The organism is Ruegeria sp. BF12 (assembly GCF_056538705.1).
On sequence record NZ_JBQFTP010000002.1, the window covers coordinates 398395 to 415571 of the forward strand.

Genomic DNA, 17177 nt, shown 5'->3' on the forward strand with positions numbered 1-17177 from the left:
GGGCCGCTTTGTTTTTTGGTCTTTTGACAAGGGTAATTAATCTCGCTACTCAACAATAAAGTCCTGAAATTCTGGGTAGAGAAAAAAATGACAGATAGGCGAGGCGCAGGCACATCCTGCGGGGGGCAGATGCCAACAAACAAGATTTTGTGGCGAACGCTACGTATTTTTTCCTTTGTTTTTATAGCTGGATTTGCGTCTCTGCCGGGGGTCGCACACGCACAGAGTTACACCATCAATTCGTTCGATGTTGAGGGCAACAGGCGGATTGAAAGCTCGACAGTCATAGCCCGGACAGGGATCCAACCGGGGCAGACAGTGACTGCCGGGGAATTGAATGATGCCTATCAGCGTTTGCTTGACAGTGGTGTTTTTGAAACAGTCGAATTGACCCCGCGCGGCAATACTCTGGTGATCGAAGTCGCGGAGTATCCGACGATCAACCAGATCAGCATCGAAGGCAATCGCCGGGTGAAGGACGACGTCCTGTTAGAGGCCATCAACTCTCAGCCTCGCCGGGTTTTCACACCCCAGGTCGCAGAAGCGGATGCAGACCAGATCGCAGCGATCTATTCGGCGCAAGGTCGTGTGTCTGCGACGGTCATTCCCCGCATTATTCGCCGCAGCGACAACCGTGTCGATCTTGTGTTTGAAATTGCCGAAGGAACCACAATTGAGGTCGAGCGCGTTAGCTTTGTAGGGAACCGGGCGTTCTCGGATCGCCGCCTGCGCCGCGTTTTGGAAACCAAGCAAGCGAACGTCCTACGTACTTTCCTGCGCGGTGATACGTTTATCGCGGATCGGATCGAGTTCGACAAACAGGTCATTCGTGACTTTTACCTTTCCCGTGGCTACGTGGATTTCCGCGTCAACAGCGCAAACGTGGAATTCACGCGTGAGCGCGACGCGTTCTTCCTTGTGATGAACATCACCGAGGGACAAAAGTTCTCGTTCGGCAAAATCTCGACCGTCAGCGAAATTCCGGGTGTCGATCCGGCCGCCTATCAGGCAGCGCTGAAGATCAAACCAGGTGTCACCTATTCTCCGTCGCTTGTTGAAAACTCGATTGCACGTCAGGAACGTCTGGGTCTGAAACAGGGCGTGGATTTCCTGCGGGTTGAACCTCGGGTCACTCGCAACCCGCGCGACCTGACGCTGGATGTTCAATTCGTACTGACGCGTGGCCCCCGGATCTTTGTTGAACGCATCGACATCGAGGGCAACACGACAACTCTGGACCGCGTGATCCGGCGCCAGTTCGACACGGTCGAAGGCGACCCGTTCAACCCACGTGAAATCCGCCAGAGCGCCGAACGCATCCGCGCACTTGGGTTCTTTGCCGTAGCTGATGTCGAGCCGCGCGAAGGTTCGACTCCAAGCCAGGTGATCGTTGATGTGGACGTCGAAGAACAGCCCACCGGGTCGTTGAGCCTGGGTGGTAGCTACTCGGTTTCCGACGGTTTCGGGATTGCGATTGGTCTGAACGAGTCGAACTTCCTGGGCCGTGGTCAGAACCTCGGCGTGACGCTGTCGACCGCACAGGACTCGGAGCAATACACTCTGAACTTCACCGAGCCGTATCTGCTGGGCCGCCGGTTGCAATTCGACCTGGGTCTGGGACTGGCTTCGACCAACTCGAGCTTTGCGAGCTACGATACCAAGCGGGTCTTCTTCAATCCTCAGCTAAGCTATGCAATTGGCGAGCTGTCGTCTCTGCGGTTGCGGTACGGCTGGGACCGGAGCGAGATGACGCAGCAGGACAATGAAACCAATGGTGCGGTCATTGCGTCCGAGATCGCGCAAGGCAAACGGACGACCAGCTCGCTGGGCGTGTCCTACGTCTATGACAGCCGTCGTGGTGGTCTGAACCCGAATGCAGGTGTTTTGTTTGAAGTTGGTGTTGATGCAGCCGGGCTTGGCGGCGACAACGAATACTACAAAACCACCGCCCGTGGTATCGCGCAGACCCGCGTTCTGAGCGAAGAAGTGGTGCTGCGAGCGACATTGGAACTGGGCGCGCTGCATTGGAGAGGCGACGACTTCAGCCGGACCATCGACCGCTTTGTTCTTGGACCGAACACGTTCCGGGGCTTCGAGCCCGCGGGTCTGGGTCCGCGCGACCTGTCCAACGGTCAGGACGATGCGATCGGCGGTAACTACTACTGGGTTGCACGTCTTGAATCAGACTTCCCTCTGGGTTTGCCAGAAGAGCTGGGTCTGCGCGGTGGCGTGTTCTATGACTTCGGTAACCTGTACAACATCAACAACGTGAACACTGCTGGAGCTGATATCGTCGGTGCCGACGGCTCCATCCGTCACGTCATCGGTCTTTCGGTTCTGTGGACCACACCTTTTGGTCCGCTGCGCTTCAACTTCTCGCAAGCCATTAAGAAAGAGGACTTCGACAAGGAACAGAATTTTGACCTGACCATTCAGGCACGGTTCTGATCCCAGGATGTTGAACGTAATAATCTCAAGAGTGCAGGGCCCGTTTCGGGCCCTGTGCGTTTTTTTGACGGTGGTCTGCACAGGGCCAATACAAGCCCAACAGTTGGGTGTGCCGCAATCCAGCGTCCTGACATTGTCAAGCGAACGCCTGTTCGCCGAGTCGGAATTCGGTCAACGTGTTATGCGAGAGATCGAGGCCGAAGGCGTTCTGTTGGCCGAGGAAAACGAACGGATCGTTGCCGAGCTGAGCCGGGAAGAAAAAGATCTGACAGAAAAGCGCACCGAGATGCAGCCGGATGAATTTCGGCCACTTGCCGAAGCGTTTGACAGAAAGGTTCAGTCTCATCGAGATGGCCAGCGGGCAAAGCTGGACGCGCTGTCCCGCCAGAGCGAGGAAGCCCGGCAAGCCTTTTATGAACTGGTTCAGCCGGTTCTGATCGATCTGTTGCGCGAATCCGGGGCCTCGGTCGTCATTGAACGCTCCAACGTGTTTCTCAGCTCGGACAGGACCGACGTCACGGATGCTGCAATCGCACGGATCAATGAATTGATTGGCGACGGAAGCCAGCTTGAAACCAAAGGCGACGAATAGGGTCGCTTGCCCTTGGGGCGCGGTGTTGCTAACCACGCGTCAAAGAGAACTCCATAACGGGACGACTGCAAGATGAGCACGGAAACCAAAAGCGCCGACATTCAGCTGATCCAGCGGATATTGCCACACCGCTATCCGTTTCTGCTGGTTGACAAGGTGGTGGACATCTCGGGCTATCAGTCGGCTGTTGGCATCAAGAACGTCACCATGAACGAGCCGCATTTCCAGGGGCATTTCCCGGGCACTCCGATCATGCCGGGTGTGACCATCGTCGAAGCTATGGCCCAGACCGCAGGTGTGATGCTTGGCGTTGGCATGGATGTGATCGACAGCGAGCTGTTGATTTACTTCATGAACATCGACAAATGTAAGTTCCGCCGCAAGGTAATCCCGGGCGACGTGCTTGAGATGCATGTCGAAACCGTTCGGGGCAAAAAAGGCGGAAAGATCTTCAAATTCGCCGGTCGTGCCACGGTTGACGGCGAAGTCGCGGCCGAGGCCGAATTCTCGGCCTATGTCGATTGGGACATGGAAAAAACGACATGAGCGGCATCCATCCAAGCGCGATTATCGAAGACGGTGCGCAAATTGGTGAGGGCTGCGTCATCGGCCCGTTCTGCTATGTGGGCAGTCAGGTAACGCTGGATGACCGGGTCGTGTTGAAATCCCATGTCGTGGTCACGGGGGAAACCTCTGTTGGTGAAGACACCGTAATTTTCAACTTTTCCGTCATCGGGGAAATCCCGCAGGATCTGAAATTCGGCGGTGAGAACACGCGGCTGGAAATCGGTAAGCGCAACCGGATTCGCGAACATGTCACTGTGAACACCGGAACCGACGGTGGCGGCGGCGTCACCCGGATCGGCGATGACTGCCTGCTGATGGCCGGCGTACACGTCGCGCATGACGTCCAGATCGGCAATCGGGTGATCATGGTGAACCATGCAGGCGCCGCCGGTCATTGCATCATTGAGGACGACGTGATTGTCGGCGGCATTTCGGGGCTGCACCAGTTTGTCCGAGTGGGCCGCGGCGCGATCATTGGTGCTCTGACGATGGTTCCGAACGACGTGATCCCCTATGGTCTGGTGCAGGCCCCGCGGGGCGAGCTTGATGGGCTGAACCTTGTTGGGCTCAAGCGGCGCGGTGTATCTCGTGAGGATATCGCAGCATTGCGCGCCGCCTTCCGTGAACTTTCGACCGGCGACGGTACTTTCATGGAGCGGGCGCATCGGGTCGGGGCAGATAACGAAAGCGAATACGTTCAGCGGATCGTCGATTTCGTGACCGGGCATTCGGACCGTTCCTTCCTGACACCGGGGAAATAGACCCATGCTGGCGCTGATTGCCGGAACGGGCATATTGCCTGGCGAAGTCGTAGAGCAGCTGGCCGAGCGCCCGGTGATCTGTGCAATGGAGGGATTCAACCCGGATACCCTGACGCCGGATGTCGAATTTCCGCTGGAACAGCTTGGCAGCTTCATCGCTGACATCAAAGCGCGCGGCGTGACCGAGATTTGCATGGCAGGGGCCGTTGGGCGTCCGCCTATTGATCCCGGGCGGATCGACGCAGCAACCATGCCGTTGGTCCCGATCCTGCAACAAGCGATCCTCTCCGGGGACGATGCCGCGCTGCGGGCCGTGATTGGAATATTTGAAGAGGCCGGATTCAAAGTGCGGGCGGCACACGAAATCGCACCGAACCTGCTGCCGCAGCTTGGGTGCCTGACGCAGTCGCAACCGTCCGAGGCTGATATGGCCGATTCAGACCGCGCGTCCGCAATCGTGCGTGCATTGGGGGCTGCAGATGTTGGGCAGGCTTGTGTTGTGTCCAAACGGCAGGCTCTGGCCATCGAAGGGATATTCGGTACCGCGTGGATGTTGCAGTCTCTGACGCAAAGACCGGATGCGGGCGGCGGCGTGTTGTTCAAGGCACCTAAGCCGGATCAGGATCGCCGCGCTGATCTACCCGCCATCGGACCGGATACTGTGTCTGGTGCCGTTGCGGCTGGGCTTTCCGGGATTGTGATCGAAAAGGGCGGCGTTCTTGTTCTGGAGAAGGACCGCGTCATCGCCGAATGTGATCGGCTCGGGTTGTTCCTGTACGTCCGCGAGCGGACGAACTGATGCGCGTTTTCGTTGTCGCCGGCGAACCCTCGGGGGATCGGCTTGGCGGCGCATTGATGGAAGGGCTGCGAACCCTTGTACCGGATGTCGAATTCGACGGTGTCGGCGGCCCGTTAATGCATGCGCAGGGCTTGGAAAGTCGTTTCCCGATGTCTGAACTTTCGGTCATGGGGCTGGTCGAGGTCCTGCCCAAGTTCTTTCATCTCAAACGTCGGATTTCCGAGACGGCACAGGCTGTTCTGGATACCCAGCCTGATGTTCTGATCACCATCGACAGCCCCGATTTCTCGCTGCGCGTCGCCAAACTGGTGAAGGCGCAAAGCAAGATTCGTACCGTCCACTATGTTGCCCCCAGTGTCTGGGCCTGGCGTCCGGGTCGTGCGGACAAAATGGCAAAGGTCATCGACCACGTGTTGGCCTTGCTTCCATTTGAGCCGCCCTACATGGAGCGTGCGGGCATGGAATGCGACTTTGTCGGCCATCCGGTCGTCAGCGAACCAGTGGCATCAGATGAGGACATTCAGAAGTTTCGGGACGCCCACGATCTTGGGCAAACCCCAATTCTGCTGGCCTTGCCAGGATCGCGCCGCGGCGAAGTGGATCGTCTAGCCCCCGTATTTGGTGAAGCGTTAAACCTGTATCTGAAAGAGCACCCCGAAACCCGCGTTGTCGTCCCGGCTGTTACCCATATTGTCGAAACGGTGACGGAGCATGTCCAAAACTGGCCGGGTTCGCCGGTCGTGGTGGACCCGCGCCAATTGCCCTCTGACGAGGCTCAGGCTCAGAAAAGGGCAGCGTTTGCAGCAGCCGATCTGGCCTTGGCGGCGTCCGGAACAGTTTCTTTGGAACTGGCCGCGCAAGCGACGCCTATGGTGATTGCCTATAATCTGAACTGGCTGACAACCGTGATCGCTAAGCGAATGGTGGACCTGGACACGGTGACCCTTGTCAACTTGGTGGCGGAGACCCGTGCAGTTCCCGAATGCCTGCTGGACGATTGCGAGCCGGGAAAGATTGCTGCAGCTTTGGCGGCTGTGTCCGCTGATCCTGAGGCGCAGCAGAAGGCCATGGACCTGACAATGGACCGGTTGGGACGGGGTGGAGAAGCGCCGGGCCTGCGCGCAGCCCGTGCCATTCTGAACAGACTGCCCGAAAGCCATGATTGAACACATCCTGTTCGGTATTTCGGCGGGGGTCGTAACCGTCTCAACCAATCTCGACAATCTTGTCGTTATGTTCGGACTGATCATGGTGATGGACACACGTCGCGTGGTGATTGGGTTTGCGGTTGCTCAGACTATTGTCATTTCGCTGGCACTGGTGATTGCGAGCGGCTTGGACCAAAGCGGATTTCTAAACTGGGTTGGCTACCTCGGGATTATTCCCTTGTGTCTGGGGCTTTATGGAATCTGGCAACAAATCAGGGGCACTGACAGCCGCAAGATGCCCGATACGGGGGCCATCACTTCGGTCGTTGCTCTGTTTCTGAGTCTTTCGATTGATACGCTGGTCGCAATGACACCATTGTTTGCGGATTCCACCCCGGCGTTCCGGATGACGGCGTTGATCGGAGCGGCCTGCGCGCTTGCCGGGTTGATCGGTGTTGCAAGCTGGGGTGCGCCACGAGCGCAGGTGCTGGGACCACGTTTCGCAAGACTCGACAGAATTGCACCTTACATCATGGTCTCCGTCGGACTGTATATTCTGGTCAACAGCCCGACAGACGTTTTGTGACCTGAAGGCTAGGGCCTCAGTAGCCGCGCCATATCCAGCCGCCACCAAAGATGCGAGAGCCCTCGTTGGCATAGAAAACGCAGGCCTGACCGGGCGAGATGCCTTCCTCGGGTGTCAGCAGTTCAACCTCGGCTGTCGTTTCCGACAGTGGCCGGACAATCGCCTCGCGCGGAGGGCGGGTCGAGCGGACTTTGACCGACAATTGCCATTCTTTCCTTGAGGTGAATGCCTCATCACCCAGCCAGTTAATTTCGCGTACGGGAACGGTCCGGGTGGCCAGCAATTCCTTGGGGCCGACCACGACCTGCTTTTTGTCCACGTCGAGCTTCACGACATACAGGGGCTCGCTCAGCCCACCAATACCCAGACCGCGGCGCTGACCAATTGTGTAGTGGATGACGCCATTGTGCTGTGCCAGGACACGACCGTCGGCATGAACGATTTCACCCGGCTCGGCGGCACCGGGGCGGAGTTTTTCGATCACGCTGGCGTAGTTGCCATTCGGGACGAAACAGATGTCCTGACTGTCAGGCTTGTCCGCAACCGACAGACCGTACTGCGCGGCCATCTCACGCGTTGCGTCCTTGGAGGGCAAGTGTCCCAGAGGGAAGCGCAGGAAGTCCAGCTGCTCGGGCGTGGTCGAGAACAGGAAATATGATTGATCCCGGTTCGCGTCTTCGGCGCTGTGTAGCTCAGGTCCGTTCGCACCCATCTTGCGCTGGATGTAGTGACCGGTGGCCATACAATCAGCCTCAAGGTCCTTGGCGGTTTCCAACAAGTCCTTGAACTTCACGCGTTCGTTGCAGCGAATGCAGGGCACCGGAGTTGCACCGGCCAAGTAACTGTCGGCGAACTCGTCAATCACGGCGTCCTTGAAGATGTTCTCGTAGTCCAGAACGTAGTGTGGAAAACCGCGTTCCTCGGCCACACGGCGCGCGTCATGGATATCAATCCCTGCGCAACAGGCACCTTTTTTGGCCAGGGCCGCGCCATGGTCATATAGCTGCAACGTCACACCAACCACGTCATAGCCCTGATCGGCCAGATAAGCGGCGACAACAGAACTGTCCACGCCACCGGACATGGCAACAACCACCCGCGTTTCCGACGGGGGTTTGGCGAAGCCAAGCGAGTTCAGCGGTGTCTCGGTATCGAGGGCCATGACGATTCCAGTTCGGGTTAAGAAAGACCGGCAGAATATAGGAAAATTCTACACACTCTCAAGGGGCGGTTTCACCCGGCATTAAGTAGGCTGTTGGCAGCTTTGTCGCAGTTGGAAAAGGGTCGAGAGATGTATTTGCACAAAGTCGAAGGGCCAAGGTCTGTAACGCTGCCGGATGGAACAGTTTTATCGCGCGCGGACCTTCCGCCGGAAGACACGACCAGATGGGTCGCCTCGCGCAAAGTGATCGTCGTGCGCGGCGTTCTTTATGGGCTAATTTCGCTATCCGACGCCAAAAAACGTTATGGCCTCAGCGATGAAGAGTTCAATTCATGGGTTTCAGCGGTTGCGGAACACGGATTGGACGCGCTGAAAGCCACCGCTTTAAAAAAATATCGACAACCTAAAGGCGAAAGTGAATAAATGATTCAACGGTAACGTCAGATTAACCATTTTTGATCAGGTTCAATTTTAATTGGTAATTGACCCGAATTGGAGCAGTAAATGCGTATACTTCTTGTCGAGGATGATCCCACTACGTCCAAAAGCATCGAATTGATGCTGACGCACGCAAACCTCAACGTCTATGCGACGGATCTGGGCGAAGAAGGCATCGATCTTGCAAAATTGTACGACTATGACCTGATCCTTTTGGACCTGAACCTACCGGATATGAACGGTCACGAAGTGCTGCGGCAGCTTCGCATTGCACGGGTTGAAACACCTATTCTGATCCTGTCGGGTGCTGACGACACCGAAAGCAAAATCAAGGGCTTTGGTTTCGGCGCTGACGATTACATGACCAAACCCTTCCACCGAGAGGAGTTGGTTGCCCGCATCCACGCAATCATTCGTCGGTCCAAGGGCCATTCCCAATCCATCATACATACGGGCCGGGTCGCAGTGAATCTGGATGCCAAAACGGTTGAGGTCGAAGGCAAGGCCGTCCATTTGACTGGTAAGGAATACCAGATGCTCGAACTGCTAAGTCTGCGTAAAGGCACGACGCTGACCAAAGAGATGTTCCTGAATCATCTCTACGGCGGTATGGACGAGCCCGAGTTGAAAATTATCGACGTTTTCATCTGCAAACTGCGCAAGAAGCTCAGCAATGCGACGGGCGGCGAAAACTATATCGAAACTGTCTGGGGCAGGGGATACGTGCTGCGCGACCCTCAGGCCAACGGTATGGGCGAGCATCGGATTGCTGTTGGAGCCTGACCTAAAATGAAATCTGGTCGTCGTTGGTCCAAGGCGGCCACCTCACTCATGGAACAGCACATCTGGACCTAGCCATGGCCTCGCCCTATCACTGGGTTCAAAGACTATGTGACAGGGCAAGGCCATGAGCGATTCAATTGCGGTATCAGAGCTGACGGAAGATCAGGCACGTGCTGAGCTGGCGCGGTTGGCAGAATTGATTGCGCGAGCCAACACGCGGTATCATGCAGAGGACGCACCTGAGATATCTGACGCGGACTACGATGCATTAAAGCGGCGAAATACCGACATTGAGGCGCGTTTTCCGCAGTTGAAGCTACCCGATAGCCCCTCTGACCAGGTCGGCGCAAGACCGGCGGAAGGGTTTTCAAAACTCGTCCACGCCGTCAGAATGATGTCCCTTGGCAATGCGTTCAACGACGAAGATGTCGCAGATTTTGATCGGTCTATCCGCAAATATCTGGGATTGGGCGACTCAGCCGGGCTTACATTTACCGCCGAACCCAAGATTGACGGTCTGTCCTTGTCGTTAAGGTATGAACAGGGAAAGCTCGTACAGGCGGCGACCCGCGGCGACGGAGAAGTTGGCGAAAACGTAACTGCGAACGCCTTGACGATTTCTGACATTCCACACAGCGTTGAAAATGCACCTGATGTTCTAGAGGTTCGCGGCGAAGTTTATATGTCGCATGAAGACTTCGAAAAGCTGAACGCGCGACAGGTAGAGCTGGGCGAAAAGACCTTTGCAAACCCGAGGAACGCGGCGGCGGGGTCGCTTCGGCAACTGGATCCCAAAATCACTCGATCCCGTCCTCTCAGGTTCTTTGCCTATGCGTGGGGCGAACTGTCTGAACCTCTGGCGGAAACGCAATCAGGCGCAATAGAACGATTGGCCAGTTTCGGTTTTTCGACCAACCCACTGACGGCATTGTGTGAAACGACCGGTCAGATGCTGGATCACTATCGCAGCATAGAAGAGCAGCGGGCCACGCTTGGGTATGACATCGACGGTGTCGTCTACAAGGTGAACAATCTGGCGCTCCAGGCCCGACTGGGGTTCAGGTCCACGACCCCCAGATGGGCCATTGCTCACAAGTTTCCGGCCGAGCTGGCGTGGACACGGCTGGAAGCGATCGACATTCAGGTTGGACGAACAGGCGCGCTTAGCCCCGTCGCCCGATTGCACCCCGTAACTGTCGGGGGGGTCGTTGTGTCAAATGCCACCTTGCACAACGAAGACTATATCGCCGGTCGGGATGCCAAGGGCGGTACGATCCGGGATGGCAAGGACATTCGGGTTGGAGACTGGGTACAGGTTTATCGCGCGGGCGATGTGATCCCGAAAGTGGCGGATGTAGACATTTCGAAACGCCCTGAAGGTGCGGAACCTTATGTCTTTCCTACGTCCTGTCCGGAATGCAACAGCGATGCAGTTCGCGAAGAAGGCGACGCTGTTCGGCGCTGCACGGGTGGGATTATTTGCCCCGCACAGGCCGTTGAAAAATTGAAACATTTTGTGTCTCGTAAGGCGTTCGACATTGAAGGTCTGGGCGCAAAGCAGATCGAAATGTTCTACGACGACCCCGATCTGGCGGTCAGAACGCCCGTTGATATTTTCACGCTGCAGAACCGGGACGCGGCCAACTTGAACAAGCTGGCCAACCGCAAGGGCTGGGGCGCACAAAGTGCTGGCAATCTGTGGGACGCAATCGACGAGAAACGCAAGATTCCGTTCGGACGCCTTCTGTTCGCATTAGGCATTCGTCACGTGGGTGAAGCGGCTTCAAACCTGATCGCCAACCATTATGGTGCCTGGTCTGACTTTGAACGGGCTATCACCGCAGCTGCGAGTTTCGAAGGCCCTGAATGGGACGAGTTGCTGGGCATCGATGGCGTAGGAGAGGTTATGGCCCGCGCACTGGTGTCCGCATTCGCTCAGGAGGCCGAGCGTTCGAGTATTAACGCTCTTGTCGATCAGTTGGATGTGCAGGACGCCAAACGCCCGGACACTTCGGGCAGCCCGGTGGCAGGAAAAACGGTCGTTTTCACCGGTACGCTGGAAAAGATGACCCGCGCCGAAGCCAAGGCACGGGCCGAGGCTCTTGGCGCCAAGGTTTCGGGTTCGGTCAGCAAGAAAACCGACATTCTGGTTGCAGGACCGGGGGCCGGGTCCAAAGCCAAGAAAGCGGCAGAGCTGGGCATCAGGACCTTGGATGAGGACGAATGGCTGCAACTGATCGGCACCGCATGAGTGGTCGTCCCGAAGTTTTGTTTCCGCTGTTCGCGGGGCTAGAGACGCTTGAGGGGGTTGGTCCCAAGACCGCTCAGGTCATGGCGCAGACTGGCATCGAGTCTCCACGTGATGTGTTGTTCGGATTGCCATATGCGGTCGTGGACCGGCGTCGGCGAGACACAATCAAAGGGGCCGACCTGCCGACGACGCTAACAGTTGAGGTTACGGTCGGAACTCACAGGCCGCCGCGCAACAAGGGCGGGGCCTATCGGGTTCATGTCGAGGACTCGCAAACTGACTTCCAATTGGTGTTTTTTCATGCGCGCGGCGACTATCTGAAAAAGGTTCTGCCGGAGGGAAGTCGCCGGGTGATTTCTGGCAAGCTCGAACTGTTCGATGGCATGGCACAGATGGTCCACCCAGATCATATGCTGCCGTTGGAAAACGCAGGTGACATCCCCGAGTTTGAGCCCGTCTATCATCTGACCCAGGGCATCACTCAAAAGACAGCCTACAAGGCGGCCCGCAGCGCGTTGGCGCGTGCACCACAACTGGCCGAGTGGATTGATCCTGCTCAGGTTGCCCAACAAGACTGGACGAACTGGGCGGCGGCCATTTCAGCAGCGCACAACCCTCAGGGGGCGGATGATGTTGCCGCACACGCTCCGCCCCGGGAGCGATTGGCTTATGATGAGTTGTTTGCGCACCAAGTGACTCTGGCATTGGCCCGGCAGCGCGAGCGCAAGGCGCGGGGTATCGTCAGTGTTGGCACCGGTGTCCTGCAGGCGAAAGTTTTGCGCAGTCTTCCGTACAATCCCACCGGCGCCCAGATGCGGGCGATCGAGGAAATCACTGCCGATATGGCCTCGGACGCGCGCATGAACCGGTTGCTGCAAGGCGATGTCGGCGCGGGAAAAACTCTGGTTGCCTTCATGGCTCTGCTGGTCGCTGTCGAGGCGGGCGGTCAGGGTGTGATGATGGCGCCAACCGAGATCCTGGCTCGGCAGCATCTTGAAGGTTTGCGCCCACTTGCCGAAGAAGCGGGTGTCGTTCTGGAAATCCTCACGGGTCGGGATAAAGGGGCCGAGCGGCGCGCCAAATTGGCAGCATTGAAACAGGGCGACATTCACATCCTTGTCGGCACGCACGCGGTTTTTCAAAGCGATGTTGAGTTCCGCGCTTTGCGTCTGGCAATTGTCGATGAGCAGCACCGGTTTGGGGTCCGTCAGCGGATGGAGCTCTCCGAAAAAGGGCAGGGCGCGGATGTTCTGGTCATGACCGCCACGCCAATTCCGCGCAGCCTCGCTTTGGCGCAATACGGAGACATGGACGTTTCCGTTCTGGACGAAAAACCACCGGGACGGAAGCCGATCAAAACCGCCATCGTCAGTACTGAACGCATGGATGAGGTCGTCGCGCATTTACGGCGGGCGATCGACGAAGGCCGCCAGTGCTACTGGGTTTGCCCGCTGGTCGATGAATCCGAAGTGTCGGACCTGACAGCTGCAGAGGAACGGTTCAAGCGGCTGCGTGCTGTGTTGGGCGAAGGCATGGTTGGCTTGGTCCATGGCCAGATGCCAGCAACGGATAAAGATGCCGCTATGGCTGCCTTTCAGAAAGGCGAGACAAAGGTATTGGTTGCCACAACCGTCATCGAAGTTGGCGTAAACGTTCCCAATGCCTCGATCATGGTGATCGAACGTGCCGAGATTTTCGGGTTGGCCCAGTTGCACCAGTTGCGCGGGCGGGTCGGACGGGGTGAAGCGGACTCGACCTGTTTGCTTATGTATCAACCCCCTCTGAGCGAAGGGGGACGCAAACGACTGGAAGTCCTGCGTGAAACTGAAGACGGGTTTCGGATTTCCGAGACTGACTTGCAGATGCGCGGCGCAGGTGACCTGATCGGTACAGCGCAATCAGGGTTGCCAAAGTTCCGGATTGCGGATCTGGAACGTCAGGCCGGATTGATGGCTGTCGCTCAGACGGATGCACGCAACCTGCTGAGTAAAGACCCGAAACTTGAAAGTGAACGGGGGCAGGCGGTCCGCGTCCTTTTGTGGCTCATGAAGCAGGATCAGGCAATCCGTTTGATTTCAGTGGGTTAGCAAAATCGTTCCCATAAGTTCACAAATGTTCTCAAAAAGTTCTTTACCGACTCGGTGAAATATGAGAACAAAAGGTCAACAAAGGATTAAATCCCGACCGGAGGTGAGACCATGCTGACCCAGATCAAGACCGCCATTAGCCGCTCGCACGCAACGCTGTTGCAAGACGCTGCCGGTGCTGTGTCTTTGGTGGTGATGCTGGTGGTTGCCCTTCACCTTCCCGGAGCGTTCTGACCCTTTCTGCCTGCGATCTCGTGCCGTTCAAACCGTGCGCTGTCATCCCCATATCAGTCAAGGGTGACCTGCCTGTCCCAATTCCCTTGAAAGGGCCATGCCTCGGCCCTGCGCGGATATCCGGGTCCCACACGAGAAACGCAATGCCTGCCGCCGCCCTTTCCGCCCGGAAGGTGCGGCGGTTTTTTTACAACTGACCGGTTTTGAAGATTTCCAGCATCGCTGACAGCACGGAATTCACCGCAACTGACGCCAGGATCATGCCCATGATCCGGCTGATGATCGCCGCACCGGAATGTCCAATCAGACGAATGATTGGTTCGGCCAGCAGCATCAAAATAAAGGCAATTGCGATCACCGACAGCATGACTAGGGCGGTGATGCCCTGATCGGTTGCGCTGTAGCGGCTGTTATCCGTCAGAATAACCACCGCCAGCATCGCGCCCGGAGAGGCAAGCGACGGCACGGCCAACGGGAAAATCGCCGGGTTATGCTGGTGGAACTTGTCCTCCTGATCATCTTCGGCTTCACGTTGCTCGATGTCTTGTTTGCTTTCACCGAAGATCATCGTCAGGGCGAACAGGAACAGAATGATCCCACCGGCCACCTGAAACGAGTTGAGCCCGATATCCAGCGCCTCGATCAGCCACTGTCCGCAAACCAGGAAAAACAGAAGAACGCCGGCGCTGATAGCCGCAGCCAGCAATGCCGTTTTCCGACGCGCCGCGGCTTCAAGCCCGGCCGTCACCGCGATAAACACAGGGATAGTGCCAATCGGATCAATGACCACCCAAAGGGTGACGAAGTGCTCCAATAAATTATTCAAACCAATTTCTCCCCCTGATTGGGCGAGAGGTTAGATGGGTTTGAACCGAAATACCATAATCAGGCGCAATTGGCTTGTTCGGCCTGCTCCATCGCCTCGGCAGTCGCATCAAGCGCCAGCAGAATCGAGGCGTGACGGTTTTTGTAGTCGCGTGCGGGCATAAGGACCTCCAGGCCGTCGAACGGAGCATCCGGGGCAGGGCCATCTTTCTTCAACATGGCGGCCAACTGATCCCGTGCCGTTTCGATTTGCGCGCGCGTGGTCCCAATCACGGTAGAACCAACAACCGAAGCCGAGGCCTGACCTAGCGCGCAGGCCTTCACATCCTGTCCGAACTCGGCAACCCGACCGTCCAGAACCTTGACGTCCACGGTCACGGTCGATCCACACAAGGGCGACCGCTTTTTCACGGTCGCGTCAGGGTTTTCCAGCCGTTCCAGATGCGGAATATCAGCGGCAAGCGCTAGTATGCGGCCGGAATATAGCTTTATCAGGTCGTTCTCGCCGGACATGGCTTCCCCTCGTTGCGTGTTCCCCATACATAGTGAGCATCCACCGGGATGCAAAAGGTTTTTATGATGTCCGAGATCATCACATTCGATCCGTCGAGCTTGAAGTATAACGAGGCTGGTCTGATCCCTGCCATCGCACAGGATGAGGCCTCTGGCGAAGTTCTGATGATGGCTTGGATGAATGCCGAAGCAGTTGAAAAGACGCTGGAAACGCGCCGGGTGACCTATTGGTCGCGCTCGCGGCAGTCGTTTTGGATCAAGGGCGAAACATCAGGCCACGTTCAGGATTTGGTGGATTTTCGTGTGGACTGCGACCGGGACTGTCTGTTGGTCCTGGTGCGGCAGACAGGCGCAGCATGCCACACAAACCGCCGCACCTGTTTCTACACTGCTGTTCGCGATGGCGACGAAGTCGAACTGATGTCTCCGGTGGAGTAGGGCTCAAAGTCCAACCATGGCTCGAATTTGACCTGCGGACACACCCTCGGCGCGGTATTTGGAAATCGCCCGCGCGTCGTCGCGCTTGGCCAGCCTTTTGCCAGTGTCGTCGCGGATTAGGCGGTGATGGTGATACACTGGAGTTGGCAGCCCGAGAAGCGCCTGAAGCAGCACATGAATACGGGTCGCCTCGAACAAGTCCTGACCACGCACGACATGGGTCACGCCCTGAGCCGCATCATCCAGAACGACGGATAGATGGTAGGACGTCCCCATATCGCGCCGTGCCAGTACAACGTCGCCGATGGTTTCCCTAAGCTCTTTAGCTGTGAAGGCGATATGTCCGCTTTCGCCATCTGGACCGATGCCGGTTTCCTCAAAAAAGGCTGCGTTTGCAGGTTGTTGAGAGGCAGTATTGAACAACTCGGGAACTATGCTTGCGACCATGGCGATGTCCAATCGCAGGGGCGTGTCGGTTGGCATGGGTCCAGTTCTGTCTGACACCTCCCGGCACGTGCCCGGATAGATAATCCCGTCCGGCCCATGCAAGGGCAGCCCTTCTTGCGGTGCACTGGCTGCGGCGGCGATATCCCTGCGATTGCACGTGCAGGGATACAGCAGTCCATGCGACCACAGGTCTCGCAATGCCTCTTCGTACGTGGAAAGGCGAGATGACTGGCGCATCACCGGTTCCGGCCATACCAGCCCCAACCAACTCAGGTCATCGTAAATCTGATCTTCCCAGTGCTGTCGGCATCTGGAGCGGTCTATATCCTCAATGCGCAACAGGAATTGGCCACCTTCTTTAGCAGCCATATCACTGGCTAGAAGTGCGGAATAAGCATGGCCAAGATGAAGCGGGCCCGTTGGAGAAGGGGCGAACCTGGTGATAAATGTCACGTTTTCTCAACAACATATACGTCTGATTTAAGGTCCATCCCCGGAAGATGAGGCCCATACTCCTTAAACAACAGCCTTGCCGCCCCCATGTCCAGCCAATCGTTCAGGCGGCCGGTATAGGACCGGTCGTTGAGCGTATGATCATTGAACGAAAACGCCAGAAAACCACCCTTGGGCAGCGCATTCATCAACAGGTCGAAGGTCTTTGGCGGGGCTGCTCCGGTTCCGATCACGCCTATCGCGGTGATCGCCTTGTATGCGCCTCGCTCCAATGGATCCGGGTCGTTGATCTCAAACGACGTCAGATTCCTGTAAATGCCTTTGGCTTTGGCCTCCTCAAGCATCTTCGGTGTAGGATCAATCCCGTCGATCACCTGAAATCCCGCCGCGTGCAGTGCCTTTCCCGACAGCCCAGTTCCACAGCCGTAGTCCAGAACAGGGGTCCGAGGTTCGGGCATCTTTGACCATAGTGCTTCGGCGACGCGACCAGGCGTAGCATAGCCATGCGACCCGACTTCTGCGTCATAAGATGATGCCCATTTCTGATAGTGCGCGCGGGTGGCCTCGGGCGTTTCCAACCCATAGACATCCTTAAGGTATTTGTCGCTCATATACGCATGTTAGGCTGGTTGGACGCGGTGCGTC

Annotated in this window: 18 protein-coding genes; 13 read left to right on the top strand and 5 right to left on the bottom strand. The window is 57.0% G+C overall.

All coding sequences use genetic code 11. The features are described from left to right. The first annotated feature begins 87 nt into the window (after positions 1–87). The 7 genes from bamA (at position 88) to ACR0J0_RS04930 (ending at position 6901) form a co-directional block, all read left to right on the top strand. Positions 88–2448: an outer membrane protein assembly factor BamA gene (gene bamA / locus ACR0J0_RS04900; RefSeq protein ID WP_480661643.1), complete on the top strand. Its 2361-nt coding sequence runs from the start codon at positions 88–90 to the stop codon at positions 2446–2448. A gap of 109 nt (positions 2449–2557) precedes the next feature. After that, the gene (locus tag ACR0J0_RS04905; protein ID WP_480661645.1) at positions 2558–3040 is read left to right on the top strand and encodes an OmpH family outer membrane protein; all 483 of its coding nucleotides are present in this window, start codon (positions 2558–2560) and stop codon (positions 3038–3040) included. Positions 3041–3112: 72 nt separating this feature from the next. Beyond that, positions 3113–3586, top strand: a complete 474-nt coding sequence (gene fabZ / locus ACR0J0_RS04910) for a 3-hydroxyacyl-ACP dehydratase FabZ (RefSeq protein WP_480661646.1) — start codon at positions 3113–3115, stop codon at positions 3584–3586. Beyond that, positions 3583–4368 (top strand): acyl-ACP--UDP-N-acetylglucosamine O-acyltransferase, encoded by a 786-nt coding sequence (lpxA, locus tag ACR0J0_RS04915; protein WP_480661648.1) that lies wholly within the window; start codon positions 3583–3585, stop codon positions 4366–4368. Before fabZ ends, lpxA begins: the two co-directional genes overlap by 4 nt. A 4-nt stretch (positions 4369–4372) precedes the next feature. Further along, the gene (locus ACR0J0_RS04920; RefSeq protein WP_480661650.1) at positions 4373–5167 is read left to right on the top strand and encodes an LpxI family protein; all 795 of its coding nucleotides are present in this window, start codon (positions 4373–4375) and stop codon (positions 5165–5167) included. Then, positions 5167–6333 (top strand): lipid-A-disaccharide synthase, encoded by a 1167-nt coding sequence (gene lpxB / locus ACR0J0_RS04925; RefSeq protein ID WP_480661652.1) that lies wholly within the window; start codon positions 5167–5169, stop codon positions 6331–6333. Before ACR0J0_RS04920 ends, lpxB begins: the two co-directional genes overlap by 1 nt. Further along, the gene (locus tag ACR0J0_RS04930; protein WP_480661654.1) at positions 6326–6901 is read left to right on the top strand and encodes a hypothetical protein; all 576 of its coding nucleotides are present in this window, start codon (positions 6326–6328) and stop codon (positions 6899–6901) included. Before lpxB ends, ACR0J0_RS04930 begins: the two co-directional genes overlap by 8 nt. A 16-nt stretch (positions 6902–6917) precedes the next feature. Here ACR0J0_RS04930 and mnmA read toward each other — a convergent pair whose 3' ends face one another. Next, positions 6918–8063, bottom strand: a complete 1146-nt coding sequence (gene mnmA, locus ACR0J0_RS04935) for a tRNA 2-thiouridine(34) synthase MnmA (RefSeq protein WP_480661656.1) — start codon at positions 8061–8063, stop codon at positions 6918–6920. Positions 8064–8192: 129 nt separating this feature from the next. Between mnmA and sciP the strand changes: the two genes are divergently transcribed. From sciP to ACR0J0_RS04960, 5 genes are all read left to right on the top strand, one after another. Continuing rightward, entirely contained in the window at positions 8193–8486 is a 294-nt protein-coding gene (gene sciP / locus ACR0J0_RS04940; protein ID WP_480661658.1) for a CtrA inhibitor SciP, read from the top strand. A gap of 81 nt (positions 8487–8567) precedes the next feature. Next, positions 8568–9284: a response regulator transcription factor CtrA gene (gene ctrA, locus ACR0J0_RS04945; RefSeq protein ID WP_480661660.1), complete on the top strand. Its 717-nt coding sequence runs from the start codon at positions 8568–8570 to the stop codon at positions 9282–9284. Positions 9285–9408: 124 nt separating this feature from the next. Then, positions 9409–11535, top strand: a complete 2127-nt coding sequence (gene ligA, locus ACR0J0_RS04950; RefSeq protein WP_480661662.1) for an NAD-dependent DNA ligase LigA — start codon at positions 9409–9411, stop codon at positions 11533–11535. Further along, positions 11532–13622, top strand: coding sequence for an ATP-dependent DNA helicase RecG (gene recG, locus ACR0J0_RS04955; protein ID WP_480661929.1), 2091 nt, complete (start codon positions 11532–11534; stop codon positions 13620–13622). Before ligA ends, recG begins: the two co-directional genes overlap by 4 nt. 111 nt (positions 13623–13733) lie before the next feature. Continuing rightward, the gene (locus ACR0J0_RS04960) at positions 13734–13856 is read left to right on the top strand and encodes a hypothetical protein (protein ID WP_480661664.1); all 123 of its coding nucleotides are present in this window, start codon (positions 13734–13736) and stop codon (positions 13854–13856) included. A gap of 187 nt (positions 13857–14043) precedes the next feature. On the opposite strand, the gene ACR0J0_RS04965 is transcribed toward ACR0J0_RS04960, so the two are convergent. Together ACR0J0_RS04965 and ACR0J0_RS04970 are read right to left on the bottom strand one after the other, a co-directional pair. After that, positions 14044–14682 carry a MarC family protein gene (locus ACR0J0_RS04965; protein WP_480661666.1) on the bottom strand — a complete coding sequence of 213 codons (639 nt, stop codon included), beginning with the start codon at positions 14680–14682 and terminating at the stop codon, positions 14044–14046. Between the two features lie 59 nt (positions 14683–14741). Further along, positions 14742–15194, bottom strand: coding sequence for an iron-sulfur cluster assembly scaffold protein (locus tag ACR0J0_RS04970; protein ID WP_480661668.1), 453 nt, complete (start codon positions 15192–15194; stop codon positions 14742–14744). A gap of 48 nt (positions 15195–15242) precedes the next feature. Here ACR0J0_RS04970 and hisI point away from each other — a divergent pair, with 48 nt between their 5' ends. Beyond that, positions 15243–15632, top strand: a complete 390-nt coding sequence (gene hisI / locus ACR0J0_RS04975) for a phosphoribosyl-AMP cyclohydrolase (RefSeq protein ID WP_480661670.1) — start codon at positions 15243–15245, stop codon at positions 15630–15632. Between the two features lie 3 nt (positions 15633–15635). Here the strand turns inward: hisI and gluQRS are convergent, their stop codons facing one another. Next, complete coding sequence (gluQRS, locus tag ACR0J0_RS04980; protein ID WP_480661672.1) at positions 15636–16532, bottom strand: tRNA glutamyl-Q(34) synthetase GluQRS; 897 nt, start codon at positions 16530–16532, stop codon at positions 15636–15638. Further along, positions 16529–17143, bottom strand: a complete 615-nt coding sequence (locus ACR0J0_RS04985) for a class I SAM-dependent DNA methyltransferase (RefSeq protein ID WP_480661674.1) — start codon at positions 17141–17143, stop codon at positions 16529–16531. Before ACR0J0_RS04985 ends, gluQRS begins: the two co-directional genes overlap by 4 nt. Positions 17144–17177: the final 34 nt, after the last annotated feature.